We start from the raw sequence: 15,846 nt of genomic DNA on the forward strand, positions 1-15,846 counted from the left end.
CCCGGGCGTGCGTTCGGCCCCGCGCGCCCCCCCGCGGGGGGGGGGGGGCCGCGCGGGGGGGGGGGGGGGCCCCCCCCCCCCCCCCCCCCCCGCTTCCCCTTTTTTTCCGTGAGGTACTGGAGGCTTGGGCATGACGACGTACGACCTGATCGACGAGGCGGTGATCGACGCCCCGGCGGATGCCGTGTGGGACGCGCTCGTCGCGGAGTTCCGCGGGGCCCGCAAGTGGTGGGTGCCGGCCAACACGTTCACCGCGGTCTCCGGCGCCCCCGACGAGGTCGGCGGCATGGTGGGCGTGACGGTGCACACCAAGGGATCCGACAAGGGCGGGCTGAAGCTGCGCTTCACCTCGCGCACGGTGGCGGTGGAGCCGGGCCGCCGCCTGGACATCGAGTACGTGGACGGTGTCTTCCGGGGTCCGAGCACCTTCCGTCTGGAACCGCTGGCGGACGGCCGCACCCGTATCTCCATGCATTTCACCGGCAGCCCGCACGGCTGGCTGAAGGTGCTGTCCAAGGTCGCGGACCTGGGTGCGGAGCACTCCAAGGGGACCCTGGCCGCGTTCGAAGCCCTGGACCGGCAGCTGTCGGCGGTGTCGCGGTGACGAGGGCGGCGGACACCAGCCGTGAGCTGACGGTCCGCACGGACGACGGCGCCGCGCTGGAGGTCACCGTGCTGGCCCCGCTGGCGGGCACGCCGTCGGCGGGTGATGTGGTGCTGGTGCACGGCTGGGCGCACACCCGCCGGGTGTGGGGCACGGTCGCGGACCGGCTGATCCGGGCCGGCCACCGGGTGGTGTCGTACGACCAGCGCGGTCACGGCGCGTCCACGCTGGGCCGCACCCCGGTGTCGGTGGAGCGGCTGGGCGCGGACCTGGCGGCGGTCCTGGGGGAGACGGACGCGCGTGAGGCGGTGATCGTCGGCCACTCGGGCGGCGGGTTCGCTGCCCTGTCCTACGCCACGTCGTCCCCGTCGGCGGGCCGGCTGCGCGGGCTGGTGCTGCTGGGCACGGCGGCGCACGGCCAGGACACCCCGGACAGTGAGGTGAAGATGATGGGCAGTGCCGTCTTCTCCAGGGCGCTGCGCCGTCCGTGGCTGGGCCGCAGGCTGCTCGGCTCCACGATGGGCAAGCAGGTGGATCCCGTGGTGCGGGACGTGAACCGGCAGCTGTTCGCGGCGGCGCTGCCGCGGGTGCGGGCGGAGTTCTTCCGCTGTACCCGCGGCTGGGACGTCCGTGAGGCGCTGAAGGCGGTCACGGTCCCGGCGGTGGTCCTGCACGGCGAGGCCGACAAGGTGATCGACATCGCGCTGGCGCGCACCCTCGCGGAGGTCATCCCCGGTGCCCGTTTCGAACGTGTCCCGGACGCGGGGCACATGCTGCCGCTGGAGCGGCCGCTGCTGACGGTCTCCGCGGCGATGGAGCTCGCCTCGCGATGATCGAGGAACTGCTGCCTGCGGGCGTCACGTCATCGGAAGCCTTCGACGACGCGGCGCCCGCTCCTCTTTTCCCCGCGGAGGCGGCCCTGATGGAGGGCCGGCGGGAGCGGCGGCGCCGCCAGTTCGCGACCGCGCGTGCCTGTGCCCGCCGGTGCCTGGCCGAGCTCGGGCGCCCGCCGGTGGCGCTGTTGCCGGGTCCGGGCGGGGCGCCGCGGTGGCCGTCGGGGGTGGTCGGCAGCATCACCCACTGCCAGGGGTACCGGGCGGCGGTGGCCGCGCCGGCGTCGGCGGTGGCGGCGCTGGGCATCGATGCGGAGCCGGCCGGGCCGCTCCCGCGGGGGGTGCTCGATCTGATCACCTGTGCCGAGGAGCGCGTCCACCTGGCCCGCCTCGCCGCGGCCGATGACCGTGTGCCGTGGGAGCGGGTCTTCTTCTCGGCGAAGGAGGCGGCGTACAAGGCCTGGTATCCGGCCACCGGTATCTGGCTGGGCTTTCGGGACGCCACCCTTGCCCTGTCCCCCGCGGGCACCTTCACGGCGACCCTGCGCCCGCCGGTCCCGGCGCCGGTGGACCCGGTGTACGAGGGCCGGTGGCTGGCGGGCGGGGGCCTGGTGCTGACGGCGGTGGCGCGCGCGGGCGTTTAGGGCCGGTCGGGCCCGGGGGGTGACAGGACGACGGTGCGGGGCGGCTCGGCGGATGGGGGTGCGGTGGCTTGGGTTGCGCCGGCGCGGAACTCCTGGGGGCTGATGCCCCGTACCCGTTTGAAGGCCGTCGACAGGGCGAAGGCGGAGCTGTAGCCGACGCGGCGGGCGACGGTGGTGACGGTGGCGTCGGGTTCGCGCAGCAGGTCGGCGGCGAGTGCCAGGCGCCAGCCGGTGAGGTAGGCCACCGGGGGTTCGCCGACGACGTCGGTGAACCGGCGGGCCAGGCAGGCACGGGAGACGCCGACCTTCAGGGCGAGTTCCTCCACGGTCCAGCCGTGGAAGGGGTTTTCGTGCAGGAGGCGCAGGGCGGGGCCGACCACGGGGTCGCCCTGTGCGCGGTACCAGGAGGGGGCGCCGCTGCCGGGTGCTGCCAGCCAGGTGCGCAGGACGCCGATGAGCAGCAGGTCCAGGAGCCGGTCCAGGACGATCTCCTGGCCGGGTTCGTCCTTGGAGATCTCCGAGGTGAGGAGGGTGACCAGGGTGTTGTCGGCGGCTTCGGCGGGGCGGACCAGGAGGGTGGGCAGTGCGCTCAGCAGCCGGCGGCCGATCTCGCTGGGTGCCTGGTAGGTGCCGCTGAGCATGACCGAGGAGCCGGCGTCCTGGAAGGCGTCGCCCCAGGTGCGTACGCCCAGGGCCATGGTGTCGGTGACGTCCTCGCCTTCCTGGGTGCTGCACCGTTGTTCGGGGCCGACGGTGATCTGGACGGGGGTGTCGGGGGTGTCGGCGACGGTGTAGGGGTCGGGGCCGCGTACGACGGCCACGTCGCCGGGCCGGATCAGGACGGGGGTGGCGTGGTCGGGGAGCAGCCAGGCGTCGCCGTGCACCATGGTGACGACGGAGAGGGGGGCCCGGTCCTCGACGCGCAGCGACCAGGGCGGGTTGAAGACGGATTTGAGGAGGAAGGCTCCGCGGGCTTTGGGACCTTCCAGCAGACCGGTCAGGGTGTCCATGGGTTGATCCTCTCGCGGGCTGCGCGGCGAAGCGCCCGCTCTCCCGCGGGGGACGGAAAGAGAGCGGGCGCCGTTCGCGGGGTGGGGGGTGGTGGCGGGTCAGGCGGTGGAGGCGCGGCCGTGGAGGGTGAGGGCGCGGCCGAGGGCGGCGAGGGCTGCGGTGCAGGCGGCGGTGCGGACGATGTTGCCGCAGGTCCAGCGGCCGCCGAAGCGGGAGCGGGCTGCGGCGGCGTCGGCGCCGGCCTGTGCGAGCTGGTGGTTGAGGGGGATGTTGACGATTGCGGTGACGGCCAGGGACAGGCCGTAGAGGGCGAAGGCGAGCCAGCCCCAGCGTGCCGCGTCGGGGCGGCCGCCGCGCTGCTGTTGTGCGGCGGCGACTCCGGTGGCCAGGAACGCGCCGAGGAACAGGAGGCCGAACAGGCCGTTGTCGATGGCGTCGTTGATGTTGCGCATGGCGGTGACGTAGGTCTGGTCGTCGCTGCGGCCGAGGCCGGGCATCACCGAGATGTCGAAGGCGAAGTAGAGGCCGGCCATGAGGCCGGTGCCCACCGTTGCGGCCACCAGGGTCACGGATTGTGTGGTCGTGCCGGTCACTTCAGGATTCCCTTCAGTGTGCGGGTGTAGCGCCGGTGCAGGAGGGTGGCACCGATCAGCCGGACCGGTGGCGGGATGGTGGCGCTGACGTGGGCGATCGACTGGCGGGGGGCGCCGTCGAACATCCATGGCTGGAGGTGGGTCATGACGCGCATCGGTGCGCTGGAGATGACCTTGCGTTCCTCGGCCAGGTAGGCGTGTTCGCCGAGTCGGTCGAAGACGGGGAAGACGATGGCTTCCTCGTCGCGCAGGTGGTCGCGCAGGACGCCTTCGAAGGTCTGTGCCGCGGCGGGGAGGCCGTCGCCGTGGTGGGCGATGGCCGTGTGGACGGCGGTCATCGCGGCGTCGAGTTCCTCGTGGTCCTCGTGGAGTTCACGGGCCTGGGCGTCGAAGTCGGCGTCGCGGCGGCGCAGTGCGGGCCACAGTACGTCGTCCTCGCTGGTGTGGTGCCATTCGATGACCTCGCGCAGCCGCTGCCACCATGGGGTTCCGGCGCCGTTCCACATCGGGGCGGCGGCGCGCAGGCGGGCTGCGTCGCGTCGCATCGCGATGTGCATGAGGGCGAATCCGTGGAAGTACGGGGGCAGCGTGGAGAGTCCGTGTTCGCTGGAGTACGTCCGGGGCGTGGGCATGGGAACCTCCTGTGCCCCGAGTACCGGGCGGCGGCCGTACCAGAGTCGCCGCCCGGTCAAGGAGCGAAAGGGATGGAGCGGGTGGTGAGGAAGAAGGTGGTGCGGGGTCAGACGTTCCAGACTCCGGTGGCCGCGGCGTCGCGGGCGAAGTCGGCGAAGTCCTTGGGCTTGCGGCCCAGGGCTTCCTCGACGCCGTGCACGAGGTGTGCGTTGCGGCCGTCGAGGATCATGGTGAAGAGGTCGGCGAACTCCTCGGGGAGGCCGTTCTCGCGCAGGACCGCGCGGTACTCCTCGTTGGTGACGGAGATGTACTTGATCTCGCGGCCGGTGGCCTTGGTCAGTTCGGCGGCGACGTCGCTGTAGCTGAGCAGGCGGGGGCCGGACAGTTCGTAGGTCTTGCCGATGTGCTTGTCGTCGGTCAGGGCGGCGACGACGACGTCGGCGATGTCGTCGGCGTCGACGAAGGCCTCGACGGCGTCGCCGGTGGGCAGGGCGATCTCGCCGTGCAGTACGGGCTCCAGGAAGAAGCTCTCGTTGAAGTTCTGGTTGAACCAGCTGGAGCGGACGATCGTCCAGTCGGCGCCGGAGGCCTTGAGGTTGTTCTCGCTGATCTCCGCGGCTTCCTCGCCGCGGCCGGAGAGCAGGACCAGGCGGCGGGCGCCGTGGGCGACGGCGACCTTGGAGAATTCGGCGACCTGTTCGGCGGCGCCGGGGAAGGCGAGGTCGGGGTAGTAGGTGACGTATACCCGGTCGACGCCTTCGAGGGCGGGTACCCAGGTGGAGGTTTCGTTCCAGTCGAAGGCGGGCTGCCCGGTGCGGGAGCCGATGCGGACCTGGCGGCCCTGGGCGGAGAGCTTCTCGGCGACGCGTCGGCCGGTCTTGCCGTGTCCGCCGATGACGAGGGTGATCTGCGTGTTCTGCGCGTTCTGAGTCATGAGTACAGTCAAGTCCAGTCTCGCGAGACGGGCCATAGCCACAAAGCTCAGTTCCATATGCGTGCGTCTACCGGTGGTGGCCCGGAGCGCGGCGGTGAGCGGGTGGCTTCGGCGTGAGCCAGGGAATCGTAGGCATGCCGGCGGGGGGTGGGCCAGGGTGTCTGGAGCGGTCCTCGACCGGTCGTGGAGTCGTCTTCGAGCGGGCGTCGAGCGGGGTGCGAGCGGTGGTGTGCGGTTGAGACTTGAGTGCTTCTCATGTCTGTCGCGGCAGCATCGGCGGTGGAGTTACGACCCGCCGCTGGGAGGCCGCATGAACGCCACTCCGGAGCATCCGGAGCATGACCAGTTGTCCGCCGATCTGGCGGGCCTGCTCGGACGGATCGGGCTTGATCCGTCCGGCGGGCGGCCGGTGCGCCGGGACCGCATCGACATCCGTTTCGCGGCTTCGGCCGCCCGCCATCCGGGCCGGGTCGCCGCCCGGGAGGCGGAGGCAGAGGCGACCTATCTGGAACTGGAGTGGCTGGCGGACGAGATCGCGCGGCGTCTGTCGGGGCGGGCGGGTCCCGGCTCGGCGGTGGCCGTGCGCGCCGAGCGCTCCTGTATGGCGGCCGGCGCCGTGGTCGGTGTGCTGCGGGCGGGGGCGGCGGTGCTGCCGCTGGAGCCGGGGCACAGTGCGGGGCTGCAGGAGTTCCTGATGCGTGATGCGGGCGCCGGGGTGGTCGTCTCGGATGCGGGGCTGCTGCACGGTGAGAGTCCGGTGGTCAAGGTGGGCCGGTTCGTGATCGCGGTCCGCCGGCGGCCGGCGGTGCGCCGTGAGGTGCCGCCGGGGACGGCGTTCCTGGCGCTGCCTTCGGGCGGTGAGCCGGGGCGGGCGCTGGCGGTGCGGCCGGTGGCGCACCTGGACGTGCTGTCGTGGGTGGACGGTTGTGTGCCGATGCTGGGGGCGGGGCTGGACGACGTGTGGACGTACTTCCACTCCCTGAGCGTGGATCTGGGGATGCGGGAGTTGTGGGGTCCGCTGCTGTCGGGCGGGCTGGCCGTCGTGGTGGACCGGGACACGGCGGGTGACGCGCGGGCGTTCGCCCGGCTGTTGGCGCGGGCGGAGGTGACGGTGGTGACGCAGTTGCCGTCGGCGTTCGCGCGGCTGGGTGCGGCGGTGCGCGGGAGCGGCCTGCCGTCGCTGCGGCACGTGCTGCTGTCGGACGAGCCGGTGGACGCTGCGGTGCTGGCCGGCTGGCGCTCGGCGGGGATCGCCCCGCAGGCCCTGGTCTGGGACGTGTCGGGGTCGCCGTCGGTGCTGTGAGCCGCAGGGTGCGGACAGCCGGAGGGGCCCTGGACGGTGTGAGCCGTCCGGGGCCCCTTTTATTTCGGTGGTGCGTCCGCGGCCGGGGGCGGCCGGCCCGCCTTGGGCGGCGGGCGGCGGGCGGCGGGCGGCGGGCGGCGGGTCAGTAGTTGCCCAGTCCGCCGCACACGTTGAGGGCCTGGGCGGTGATGGAGGCGGCGAGGTCGGTGGTCAGGTAGCCGACGAGGCCGGCGACCTCCTGGGGGGTGGAGTAGCGGCCGAGCGGGATCTTGGATTCGAGCTGTTCCTGGACGTAGTCCTCGGTGGTGTCCCACACCTGCGCGTAGCCGCTGCGTACGCGTGCGGCCATGGGTGTCTCCACGTAGCCGGGGCAGACCGCGTTGACGGTGGTGCCGGTGGGGGCGAGTTCCTTGCCGAGGGCTTTGGTGAAGCCGACGACGGCGTGTTTGGAGGCCGAGTAGGGGGCGCCGAGGAGGACTCCCTGTTTGCCCGCGGTGGAGGCGATGTTGATGATGCGGCCCCAGGGTTCGGCGGCCAGGCCGCCGCTGTTGAGGACCTCGCGGGTCAGCAGGAAGACGCTGTTGAGGTTGGTGTCGATGACGTCGTGCCACAGTTCGTCGGTGATGCCGGCGGTGGCGCCGCCGCCGCTGCGGCCCGCGTTGTTGACCAGGATGCTGACGGGGGCGCCGTAGGCGGCGACGGCGGCGGCGACCAGGTTTTCCACGGCGGTCCGGTCGCGTACGTCGGCGGCGGCGCCCTGGACGGTGAGTCCTTCGGCCTGGAGGTCGGCGACGGTCTCCTTGACCTTGGCCTCGGTGCGGGCGCAGAGGAACACCCGGTGTCCGCGGGCGCCCAGGTCGCGGGCGACGGCCAGTCCGATGCCGCTGGTGGCCCCGGTGACCAGGGCCACGGGCCGCTCGGGGGCCTTGTCCATCGCCTTCACCGTCATCCTGGTCCCTCCGTCGCTCGCCTGTGCTGTGTGCAGCGTGTCGCAGACAACTCGTGGCGCGGCGGAAGGGGGATGGAGGCGGCCCCCGCGGTGCGTTCAGTGCCGGCGCCAGCTGCCGGGGCGCAGGGTCCGGCCGGCCGGGGGGCGGTCCCAGCCGGCGGCCGTGGTGCGGGGCGGTGGCGGCGGTGGGGTGGTGGCCCGGTTCAGGAGCAGGGCGGTCAGGACCGCGAGGACGGCGGCCGTCTCGTCCGTGTCGGGCCGGCCGCGGACGATCCGCCAGGTGTGCGGCGTCTGGGCCGCTTCGGGGGCGGTCATACCGGCGGGTTGCCGTGCTTGCGCGAGGGCAGGTCGGCGTACTTGGGGCGGAGCATGGCCAGGGCTTTGGCGAGGACCGTGCGGGTCTCGCCGGGATCGATGACGTCGTCGACGAGTCCGCGTTCGGCGGCGTAGTAGGGGTGCATGAGTTCGGTGGTGTACTCCTTGATCTTGTGTGCGCGCATCGCGTCGGGGTCGGCCGCGGCGGCGATCTCCCGGCGGAAGATGACGTTGGCCGCGCCTTCGGCTCCCATGACGGCGATCTCGTTGGTCGGCCAGGCCAGTGCGAGGTCGGCGCCGATGGAGCGGGAGTCCATGACGATGTAGGCGCCGCCGTAGGCCTTGCGCAGGACCAGTGAGATCCGCGGGACGGTGGCGTTGCAGTAGGCGTACAGCAGTTTGGCGCCGTGGCGGATGATGCCGCCGTGTTCCTGGTCGACGCCGGGCAGGAAGCCGGGGACGTCGACGAGGGTGACGAGCGCAATGTTGAAGGCGTCGCAGAACTGGACGAAGCGGGCGGCTTTTTCGCTGGCGTGGATGTCGAGGACTCCGGCGAGGCTGGCGGGCTGGTTGGCGACGAAGCCGGTGACGTGGCCGTCCATGCGGGCGAGCGCGCACACGATGTTGGTGGCCCAGGCCGGCTGGATCTCGAAGTACTCGCCGTCGTCGACGACTTCCTCGATGACGGTGCGGATGTCGTAGGCCTGCTGGGGGTTGGCGGGGACCAGGCGCAGGAGGCGGTCGGTGCGGCGTGCGGTGGGGTCGCCGGTGTCCTGGCGCGGTGGTGTCTCGCGGTTGTTGGAGGGCAGCAGCGACAGCAGGTGCCGTACGTCCTCCAGGCAGGTGGGTTCGTCCTCGTAGGCGAAGGCGGCGACGCCGGAGACGGCGGCGTGCACGTCGGCGCCGCCGAGGCCGTTTTGGGTGATCTCCTCGCCGGTGACCGCGCGGACCACGTCCGGGCCGGTGATGAACATCTGCGAGGTGTCGCGGACCATGAACACGAAGTCGGTCAGGGCCGGGGAGTAGGCGGCGCCGCCCGCGCAGGGGCCCAGCATCACGCTGATCTGCGGGATGACGCCGGAGGCGCGGGTGTTGCGCTGGAAGATGCCGCCGTAGCCGGCCAGCGCCGAGACGCCTTCCTGGATGCGGGCGCCCGCGCCGTCGTTGAGGGAGACCAGGGGTGCGCCGGCGGCGAGGGCCAGGTCCATCACCTTGTGGATCTTCTCGGCGTGGGCTTCGCCGAGTGCGCCGCCGAAGATGCGGAAGTCGTGGGCGAACACGAAGACGGTGCGGCCGTCCACGGTTCCCCAGCCGGTGACCACGCCGTCGGTGTAGGGCTTCTTGCCTTCCAGGCCGAATCCGGTGGCGCGGTGCCTTCTGAGGGCTTCGATCTCGTGGAACGATCCCTCGTCGAGCAGCAGGCCGATGCGTTCGCGGGCGGTGAGTTTGCCCTTGGCGTGCTGGCGTTCGGTGGCGCGTTCGTCCGGGCCGGCCACTGCGCAGGCCTTGATGGCGGCCAGTTCCGCGGTGCGGTCGGGCGCCGGTGCGGGTGGCGCGTCGATGATGGTCATGTGGCTCCTCCAGGTCTGAAGATGGCGGGTCTCAGGTCGCCCGGTGCAGCGTGAGGTGGCCGCGCCGCCTGACGGGGCGCGCGTGGTACGGGGACGGCCGGCCGGGCTCGGCTCCCGCGCCGGCCGCCGCAGCTGCGGGAGCTGCTGTGGCGGCGGGGGCGAGGACTCCTGCGGCGGTCCCTGCGGCGGTTGCTGCGGCGGTTCCTGCGGCGGTTCCTGCGGCGGCGAGGGCGGGGATGGCGGGCCGTTCCTCGAGCAGGACCTCCGCGAGGGCCTGCTGGAGGCGGTCGATGTCGCGGGCGGTGTTGTGGTGGTGGACGCTGGCGCGCAGCGCGGGCTCCCCGTCCCGGCCGGCGGGGTGCAGCGGGTGCTGGTGCGCGACGGTCTTGCCCAGGACGACCCCGCGCCGGGCCAGGCCCCGGCGGATGGCCGCGGCGGGGATCTCGGCGTGCCGGAAGGCGAGGACGGCCGCCTGTTCGGTTCCGGCCGCGAGCAGGTGCATGCCGGGCGTGCGGGCGACCGCGTCGCGCAGCCGGGGCAGGAGGTCCTCGTGCGGGAGGCGGGCGGCGTTGTGGTGGTGGGCGAGGGCGGCGTCCAGGGCGGCGGCTGTGGCCGGGGCGGGGGGCTGCGGGGGGCTGCCGTGCGGCCGGCCGGGGGCGAGGTAGGCGAAGCCGATGTCCTGCGGGCCGCGCAGGAACCTCCAGCCGTCCGCGGTGAGCAGGTCGCAGCCGATGCGCGGGGCGTCGAGGGGGAGCAGGCCGGCGGAGTGGGAGGCGTCGAGGGTGTAGCGGGCCCGGTGGGCGGCGAGGAGGCGGCCGATCTCCACGACCGGGTTGACGGTTCCGCAGGCCGGGGAGAGGTGGACGGCGGAGACCAGGGCGACGTCCTCGTCGAGGTGGGTGCGCATCCAGTCCAGGTCGAGGTCCCCGTCCGGGCGCAGCGGGACGACCTCCAGCCGGCAGCGGGTGCGCCCGCGCAGGGCGTGCAGGGCGCTCAGGTGGGCCACGCCCTCGTGGGGGGTGGTCCAGATCCGGTCGCGCGGGCCGAGGTCCATGCCCTGGAGGTAGGCCTCGAAGGCCTGGGCCGCGCCGGTCGCCAGGGCCGTGTCGGCGGCGGGGACGCCCAGGAGGGCGCCGAGGCGTTCGCGGACGCGGGTGTGCAGGGCGTCACCGGGGCCGGCCCCCGGTGCGGCCGGCCCGAAGCGGTCGTCGAGGGCCGTGCAGTGGGCGAGCACGGCGCGGACGGCGTCGGGCATCCGGCCGGCGGCGGCGGTGTCCAGGTGGGCCGTTCGTTCCCCGTGGTACGTCGGCGCGTTCATTTCAGGGGCCTCCCCCCGCTGTCGGGGCCGCAGGAGGTACGCGGCCCTCATGTACCAGGCATTGCCAATGGACTTGGCAATACATTGCCCAGCGGCTGGCAGTTTTGGCAATGCCGGAATGTGTCCGCTCCGGCGAGGCTCTAGTTCCCGGCCCGTTGGCAACCCTTGGCAATGGCGGGTCCTCCCGATTCCGGGTCCTGTCGTATCAATTTGTGTGCAGGTCAGAGGAGTTGCGGTGGGTTTCTCCAGCCCGTCTCAAGTGTGTTCCGAGCGAATCCCGAGCGGGTGTTGCCAGTCTTTTTGGCAGAAGACTTGCCAGGAAGAATCAAAGAGTTGCCATGGAGGAGTCACCATGAGGAACATCGCCCGCGTCGCCGCCACCGCCGCTCTGGTCTGCGCCGCCGTCCTCACCGCGGGCGGCGCCGCCCAGGCCGCCGGCCCCATCGACTGGCCCGTCGCCCCGGCTTCGGCCGCCGGCCCCATCGACTGGCCCGTCGCCCCGGGCTCGGCTCCCGCCGCGGCCACCGCGCTGATCGACTGGCCGTAACCGAAGACGGCTCGAAGTTGGGTGGAGGAAAGAGAGGGAGAACATCCACCGCGGCTAGCGTGCGCGACACGGGGGCAGTTCCTCCGCCACCGGTGGCAGAAAAGTGCCGGGGGGAGCTCGAAGAGTTACGGAGGGGAGACCGTGAGGATTCAGGTTCTGGGTCCGTTGAGCGCCGAGGTCAACGGGGGATCCATCGTTCCGTCCGCGGGAAAGCCGAGACAGGTCCTGTCGCTTCTCTCGCTGTATCCCGGACGCGTGATACCGGTGCCCACCCTCATGGAGGAGATCTGGGGGACCCAGCCGCCGCAGAGCGCGCTGACCACCCTGCAGACGTACATCCTCCAGCTGCGCCGGCGTCTGGGCACGGCGATGGGCCCCGACGCGCCGGGCGGCGCCAAGGACGTACTGTCCACCCGGCACGGCGGCTACCTGCTGCAGGTGCCCGAGGAGAGCGTCGACGTCCACGACTACGAACGTCTCGCCCGCGAGGGCCAGAGCGCCTTCGAGTCGGGTGAGGACCGGGTCTGCGCCGACCGGCTGCGGGCCGCGCTGGACCTGTGGCGGGGCCCTGCCCTGGTCGACGTACGGGTCGGGCCGATCCTCGACATCGAGGTGCTGCGCCTGGAGGAGAGCCGCCTGGTCACCGTGGAGCGGCGCATCGACGCCGATCTGAGGCTCGGCCGGCACTCCGAACTGATCGCCGAACTCACCGACCTGACTGCCCGTCATCCCCAGCACGAGGGGCTCCACTCGCAGGTCATGGTCGCGCTGTACCGGTCGGGCCGGCAGGCCACCGCCCTGGACGTCTACCGCAGGCTGCGGGGCCGCCTGATCGAGGACCTCGGGGTGGAGCCGTCACCCCAGCTGCAGCGCCTGCACCAGGCCATGCTGGCCGTCGACCCGCAGCTCGACGTGCCCGCCGGCCCGCGGCACACCTCGACGTTCGACCTCTTCGCCGCCTGAGCCCTGTCCGGGCGGTCTTCGCGGGCCCGCTCTGCCCGGCACCGTGCCTGGCCGCGTGGTCGTATCCGCGCGAGTACGGCCACGTACGAGCGGCGATCCTCCGCGGTGCGATGCACCGCGCCCGACAATGCGGGCCGACCCACGAAGACCGCCCGGGCAACAGGCCGTCCGGGGGCCCTGCCGGGCGGTGTCGGGCCGGTCGGGCCGGATCAGGGAGCGCCGGGCGGTGCGATGACAGGGGGCGCGCGTGCGGTCTGGTCGCCGCGCCGCCCTGCGAGGGCTGTCCCGTCTTCCCGGGTGGATCAGCGCGCGGCGTCGGATGCGGTGCATCGCACGGCGCAGGCACGTCCTCATACTGGGCGCATCAGGGTGCTGCCGACAGCGGCGAGGTGCCGTAGCCGGTGTCGCGCGCCCGCCCGGGACTGCGGGACAGCCCTCAGGGCGTGCGGTGGGCTTCGCCGATCAGGTAGCGGCCTTGGACGAGGTGGGTGGCCAGAGTCCACTCCCCCGCCGGTGCTCGTGTGCGCCCGGTCCCGGTCAGGGTGGTCCGGCCCTGGTCGTCCCGGCCGAGGCCGTAGGTGGAGCGGGCGGGCCGCCCGGCGTCCTGGAGGATCCCGGCGCAGGCCTCTTTCAGGGTCCACAGCCGCAGCAGGTGCGCCCGGTGTTCGCCCTCGGGGAGCGCGTCGAGGGCGGCGGCCTCCTGCGGGGTGCACACCTGCTCGCGCAGCGGCCCGACGCGCAGGTCGCGGTCGGCGGGCTCCGCGTGCACGCCGACCGGCCCGGTGCGGCTGACGCCGACCACGATCAGCTCGCCGCAGTGCGCCAGGGCGACCTCCGCCGCGGCGCCGGGCCCCCGTAGTACGGGGCGTCCGTGCGGCCCGTGGCCCGCCTCCAGGGCGTGCACGGGCACGTCCAGGGCGGTGGCGGCGGCGTACTTCATGACGAAGTGCGACACGGCGAACCGGATCCGCCCGGCGGCGGCCGGCGTCTGGCGAAAGCGCGGCCAGTGGTTGCCGAGCAGCGGGCGCAGCGCCGGGTCGAGGAGCACGGCGGTCAGCCACTGGCCCCAGGTGGTGCACAGGACTGCGTGGCCCTGCTCCTCGAGCCGGTCGCCGGTCTCCTCCCAGGGGCCGTCGGGGCCCTGGAGGAACAGCGGTGCTCCGGGGGCTCCCCCGGCCGGCCGGGTGGGTGCCATCGTCGCTCTCCTTGCGGTGGTCATCGCAGCCGGCGCACGGCGGTCTGTGCCCGCCAGCCGGCCAGGCGCAGCGTCTCGGTGGTCGCCTGTGCCAGCCAGCTGCGGACGTGGCGGCGGGTGTCGGCGAGGCCGGGCCCGCTGCCGGGGAGGTGGTGGGCGGCGGGCTCGCGCAGCATCACCTGCTGGGCGCAGACGGCCCGTACGCCGTGCCCGTCCGGGGTCAGGGACCATTCGCCGGTGTGTGCGGCGATCGGGTCGGGTGGGGCGAGTTCCTTGAAGACGATGCGGGCGGCGGCGGGGAAGCACAGGCGCGCGGCCCGGGTGTGGCGGGTGCGGCCGTCGGGGGTGGCGCAGGTGTCCAGGGTGGCGAGCTGTACGCCGGGGGTGTCTTCGATGACGTCGGCGGCCTCCACGTGCGGGAGCCGTTGGGGCCAGTCCTGGATGCGGTGGAGGAAGTCGTAGACCAGTTCGGCGGGGCCGTCGAGGTGGATGCTGTCCTCGAAGGACAGCAGCAGTTCGTCCAGGCGTTCCCAGCGTTCGGCGATCTCGGTGAGGTGGGTGAGGTGGGCGGCCGGTTCGGCCTCCTGTTCCCGGCGGGTGCGTGGGGTGCCGGCGGCGGGCAGGGCCTCTGCGGTGTGGTCCTGGCGCAGCGTCACGCGGCTGTGGGTGTCGCCGTGTGCCTGGACCGTCCAGGTGCCGGTGGTGGGTGCGCCGGGGCGGGCGGTGTCCTCCTGCTCGAATGCGATGGTCCTGGAGTGCGGGTGGAGTTCGCGGCGCAGGTGCAAGGAGCGGACCCGCTCGCCTGCGTCGGGGAGGTCCCACAGGCGCAGGCGTTCGCTGACGCCGTCGAAGTCGATGCGTTCGACGTGGACGGGGGTGGGCAGCAGGAGGGGCCAGCGCACGGCGTCGGCGAGCAGTCCGTAGACCACACCGGGCGGGGCGGCGATGTGTGCCGTGTGCTCGCTCGTGTGGACGCGCTGCGAGGGCATGAGTGGCACCTCCCCTGGTCGTGTGTGCGGGTGGGGTCAGCCTGCACCAGGGGACTTGAGGCTTCCTCGACCCCCGGTGGCCGGGGCCGCGGCGGTGAGGGGGTCACCGGGGTGGGTCTGGGTCAGTGCGTCGGCCAGGACCCGCCAGATTTCGGCGGCGAGGTCGATGTTGGCGTCCTGCTGGGCCTGTTGGGCCAGAGCGCGCAGGCCCTGGGCGCCGGCGGGGTCCCCGTCGAGGATCAGGAGCTGGTGGCGCAGGATTTCCTGGCGGACCTGGCCGCGGTAGGTCATCCTGGGCGGGTCGGCGGCCAGTTCGCCCAGCAGGGTGCGTGCGTCGTCGTAGCGGCCGGTGGCGAAGGCGAGGTCGGCTTTCAGGGCGGTGAGGTCCTGGCGCAGGGCGGGTGTGCCGACCAGGGCGAGGGCGGCTTCGGCCTCTTCGGCGCGGTGCTGTGCCCGGGCGGGGTCGGCGGGCATCTTCTGCAGGTGCAGGCGTCCGGCGGCCAGGCGCAGCCGGATCCACAGGATCAGGTCCTCCTGGCTGCTGAAGCGCTCCAGGGCCTGGTCCAGGCAGGTCTGGGCGCCGGGGTAGTCGCCCTGGCGCATGCGGACGGCTGCGGCGGTCCACATGGCCTCGGCCCACAGGGCGTCGGAGCGGCCCTGGACGAGGGCGGTGAGTTCGTCGGCGTGCGCGCGGGCCTCGCCGGTGCGGCCGGCTTCGGCCTGTACGGAGACGAGGGCGAGCAGGGCGGTGGCGCGGTCCTGGACGCCGAGTCCTTCGCCGAGTGCGATGCGGTGGGCTTGGACGGCTGCGTCCAGGGCGGGGGTGATCTCGCCGATGGAGCGCAGGCAGCGGGCCAGGCGGGTCAGGCCGCGCACGCGCAGTTCGCTGACGCCGACGTCCTCGCCGAGTGCGACCAGCCGGGTGAGGCAGTCGCGTTCGGCGGTGTGGTCGCCCTGGACGCGGGCGGCCTGGGCCAGGAGCCACAGGGCCTGCCAGCGCAGTACGGGGCTTTCGTGGCCTTCGGCGGCCAGGGCCTGGCGCAGGGCCACGATGGCGTCGGGGGCGCCGGTGGACGCGGCGAGGGTCAGGGCGTGGGCCAGGGAGCCGGTGGCCGGCTCCTCGAAGTCGGCTGCCTGCAGGCCCAGTCGGCCGGCGAGGTAGCCGACGGCGCGGTCGGTGGGCTGGCGTGCCCCGGACTCCAGGCGGGAGAGGTAGCCGGTGGACATGCCCTCGCCGGCCAGTGCCGTCTGCGACAGGCCCTGGGCCAGCCGGAGTTTGCGCAGGCGGTGTCCGAACGCGGGCTGTCGCAGCATGGGCATCCTTGGGGTCGCGGGCAAGGAATCTGTCGGGAACCGGCACCGAGCGTAGGGTCCGCGGCAACAGCCCGGCAAACCTTTGCCACCGGTTGCCCGCCGCTCTCGTGCCGGCGTGGTGCGCCTCTCA

Annotated in this window: 17 protein-coding genes; 6 read left to right on the forward strand and 11 right to left on the reverse strand. The window is 73.2% G+C overall.

Going from position 1 to position 15,846, the window contains the following annotated elements:
* Positions 1-130 precede the first annotated feature (130 nt).
* From ACGFZK_RS20935 to ACGFZK_RS20945, 3 genes are read left to right on the forward strand one after another with little or no spacing between them, the layout of a single operon-like run.
* Entirely contained in the window at positions 131-604 is a 474-nt protein-coding gene (locus ACGFZK_RS20935) for an SRPBCC family protein (RefSeq protein ID WP_393850378.1), read from the forward strand.
* Complete coding sequence (locus tag ACGFZK_RS20940) at positions 601-1,437, forward strand: alpha/beta fold hydrolase (RefSeq protein WP_393850379.1); 837 nt, start codon at positions 601-603, stop codon at positions 1,435-1,437. The genes ACGFZK_RS20935 and ACGFZK_RS20940 overlap by 4 nt, the downstream gene beginning before the upstream one ends.
* Positions 1,434-2,081 (forward strand): 4'-phosphopantetheinyl transferase, encoded by a 648-nt coding sequence (locus ACGFZK_RS20945; RefSeq protein ID WP_393850380.1) that lies wholly within the window; start codon positions 1,434-1,436, stop codon positions 2,079-2,081. Before ACGFZK_RS20940 ends, ACGFZK_RS20945 begins: the two co-directional genes overlap by 4 nt.
* Here ACGFZK_RS20945 and ACGFZK_RS20950 read toward each other — a convergent pair.
* From ACGFZK_RS20950 to ACGFZK_RS20965, 4 genes are all read right to left on the reverse strand, one after another.
* Positions 2,078-3,091, reverse strand: a complete 1,014-nt coding sequence (locus ACGFZK_RS20950; RefSeq protein WP_393850381.1) for an AraC family transcriptional regulator — start codon at positions 3,089-3,091, stop codon at positions 2,078-2,080. The genes ACGFZK_RS20945 and ACGFZK_RS20950 overlap by 4 nt on opposite strands.
* Before the next feature lie 99 nt (positions 3,092-3,190).
* Positions 3,191-3,685: a DUF1772 domain-containing protein gene (locus tag ACGFZK_RS20955; protein ID WP_393850382.1), complete on the reverse strand. Its 495-nt coding sequence runs from the start codon at positions 3,683-3,685 to the stop codon at positions 3,191-3,193.
* Entirely contained in the window at positions 3,682-4,317 is a 636-nt protein-coding gene (locus ACGFZK_RS20960) for a hemerythrin domain-containing protein (protein ID WP_393850383.1), read from the reverse strand. The genes ACGFZK_RS20955 and ACGFZK_RS20960 overlap by 4 nt, the downstream gene beginning before the upstream one ends.
* Positions 4,318-4,424: 107 nt before the next feature.
* Positions 4,425-5,252, reverse strand: coding sequence for an NmrA family NAD(P)-binding protein (locus ACGFZK_RS20965; RefSeq protein WP_393850384.1), 828 nt, complete (start codon positions 5,250-5,252; stop codon positions 4,425-4,427).
* A gap of 310 nt (positions 5,253-5,562) precedes the next feature.
* Between ACGFZK_RS20965 and ACGFZK_RS20970 the strand changes: the two genes are divergently transcribed.
* Complete coding sequence (locus ACGFZK_RS20970; protein WP_393850385.1) at positions 5,563-6,555, forward strand: AMP-binding protein; 993 nt, start codon at positions 5,563-5,565, stop codon at positions 6,553-6,555.
* A 142-nt stretch (positions 6,556-6,697) separates the two neighbouring features.
* Here ACGFZK_RS20970 and ACGFZK_RS20975 read toward each other — a convergent pair whose 3' ends face one another.
* From ACGFZK_RS20975 to ACGFZK_RS20990, 4 genes are all read right to left on the reverse strand, one after another.
* Positions 6,698-7,504 carry an SDR family NAD(P)-dependent oxidoreductase gene (locus tag ACGFZK_RS20975; RefSeq protein ID WP_393850386.1) on the reverse strand — a complete coding sequence of 269 codons (807 nt, stop codon included), beginning with the start codon at positions 7,502-7,504 and terminating at the stop codon, positions 6,698-6,700.
* A gap of 96 nt (positions 7,505-7,600) precedes the next feature.
* Positions 7,601-7,819, reverse strand: a complete 219-nt coding sequence (locus ACGFZK_RS20980; protein ID WP_393850387.1) for an acyl-CoA carboxylase epsilon subunit — start codon at positions 7,817-7,819, stop codon at positions 7,601-7,603.
* Complete coding sequence (locus ACGFZK_RS20985) at positions 7,816-9,390, reverse strand: acyl-CoA carboxylase subunit beta (protein WP_393850388.1); 1,575 nt, start codon at positions 9,388-9,390, stop codon at positions 7,816-7,818. The genes ACGFZK_RS20980 and ACGFZK_RS20985 overlap by 4 nt, the downstream gene beginning before the upstream one ends.
* A gap of 31 nt (positions 9,391-9,421) precedes the next feature.
* Entirely contained in the window at positions 9,422-10,708 is a 1,287-nt protein-coding gene (locus ACGFZK_RS20990; protein ID WP_393850389.1) for an aminotransferase class V-fold PLP-dependent enzyme, read from the reverse strand.
* 352 nt (positions 10,709-11,060) lie between these two features.
* On the opposite strand from ACGFZK_RS20990, the gene ACGFZK_RS20995 reads away from it, so the two are divergent.
* Both ACGFZK_RS20995 and ACGFZK_RS21000 read left to right on the forward strand, forming a co-directional pair.
* Entirely contained in the window at positions 11,061-11,255 is a 195-nt protein-coding gene (locus ACGFZK_RS20995) for a hypothetical protein (RefSeq protein WP_393850390.1), read from the forward strand.
* Positions 11,256-11,396: 141 nt separating this feature from the next.
* Positions 11,397-12,218, forward strand: coding sequence for a BTAD domain-containing putative transcriptional regulator (locus ACGFZK_RS21000; protein ID WP_393850391.1), 822 nt, complete (start codon positions 11,397-11,399; stop codon positions 12,216-12,218).
* A 436-nt stretch (positions 12,219-12,654) separates the two neighbouring features.
* Here ACGFZK_RS21000 and ACGFZK_RS21005 read toward each other — a convergent pair whose 3' ends face one another.
* The 3 genes from ACGFZK_RS21005 to ACGFZK_RS21015 are packed head-to-tail and all read right to left on the reverse strand — an operon-like array spanning position 12,655 to position 15,716.
* Positions 12,655-13,413, reverse strand: coding sequence for a 4'-phosphopantetheinyl transferase family protein (locus ACGFZK_RS21005; protein WP_393850392.1), 759 nt, complete (start codon positions 13,411-13,413; stop codon positions 12,655-12,657).
* Between the two features lie 20 nt (positions 13,414-13,433).
* The gene (locus tag ACGFZK_RS21010; RefSeq protein WP_393850393.1) at positions 13,434-14,402 is read right to left on the reverse strand and encodes an SRPBCC family protein; all 969 of its coding nucleotides are present in this window, start codon (positions 14,400-14,402) and stop codon (positions 13,434-13,436) included.
* A 36-nt stretch (positions 14,403-14,438) separates the two neighbouring features.
* A complete protein-coding gene (locus tag ACGFZK_RS21015) occupies positions 14,439-15,716 on the reverse strand; it encodes a helix-turn-helix domain-containing protein (protein ID WP_393850394.1) in 1,278 nt (425 codons plus the stop codon).
* Positions 15,717-15,846 lie beyond the last annotated feature (130 nt).

Origin of the sequence: Streptomyces sp. NPDC048257 (assembly GCF_043201855.1) — a bacterium.
Taxonomy (GTDB): domain Bacteria; phylum Actinomycetota; class Actinomycetes; order Streptomycetales; family Streptomycetaceae; genus Streptomyces.

Bases quoted from the DNA above. Each gene is read 5' to 3' on its own strand.
- ACGFZK_RS20935 (WP_393850378.1), top strand. From the start codon at position 131: ATGACGACGTACGACCTGATCGACGAGGCGGTGATCGACGCCCCGGCG.
- ACGFZK_RS20945 (WP_393850380.1), top strand. From the start codon at position 1,434: ATGATCGAGGAACTGCTGCCTGCGGGCGTCACGTCATCGGAAGCCTTC.
- ACGFZK_RS20950 (WP_393850381.1), bottom strand. From the start codon at position 3,091: ATGGACACCCTGACCGGTCTGCTGGAAGGTCCCAAAGCCCGCGGAGCC.
- ACGFZK_RS20960 (WP_393850383.1), bottom strand. From the start codon at position 4,317: ATGCCCACGCCCCGGACGTACTCCAGCGAACACGGACTCTCCACGCTG.
- ACGFZK_RS20965 (WP_393850384.1), bottom strand. From the start codon at position 5,252: ATGACTCAGAACGCGCAGAACACGCAGATCACCCTCGTCATCGGCGGA.
- ACGFZK_RS20970 (WP_393850385.1), top strand. From the start codon at position 5,563: ATGAACGCCACTCCGGAGCATCCGGAGCATGACCAGTTGTCCGCCGAT.
- ACGFZK_RS20975 (WP_393850386.1), bottom strand. From the start codon at position 7,504: ATGACGGTGAAGGCGATGGACAAGGCCCCCGAGCGGCCCGTGGCCCTG.
- ACGFZK_RS20980 (WP_393850387.1), bottom strand. From the start codon at position 7,819: ATGACCGCCCCCGAAGCGGCCCAGACGCCGCACACCTGGCGGATCGTC.
- ACGFZK_RS20985 (WP_393850388.1), bottom strand. From the start codon at position 9,390: ATGACCATCATCGACGCGCCACCCGCACCGGCGCCCGACCGCACCGCG.
- ACGFZK_RS20990 (WP_393850389.1), bottom strand. From the start codon at position 10,708: ATGAACGCGCCGACGTACCACGGGGAACGAACGGCCCACCTGGACACC.
- ACGFZK_RS20995 (WP_393850390.1), top strand. From the start codon at position 11,061: ATGAGGAACATCGCCCGCGTCGCCGCCACCGCCGCTCTGGTCTGCGCC.
- ACGFZK_RS21005 (WP_393850392.1), bottom strand. From the start codon at position 13,413: ATGGCACCCACCCGGCCGGCCGGGGGAGCCCCCGGAGCACCGCTGTTC.
- ACGFZK_RS21010 (WP_393850393.1), bottom strand. From the start codon at position 14,402: ATGCCCTCGCAGCGCGTCCACACGAGCGAGCACACGGCACACATCGCC.
- ACGFZK_RS21015 (WP_393850394.1), bottom strand. From the start codon at position 15,716: ATGCTGCGACAGCCCGCGTTCGGACACCGCCTGCGCAAACTCCGGCTG.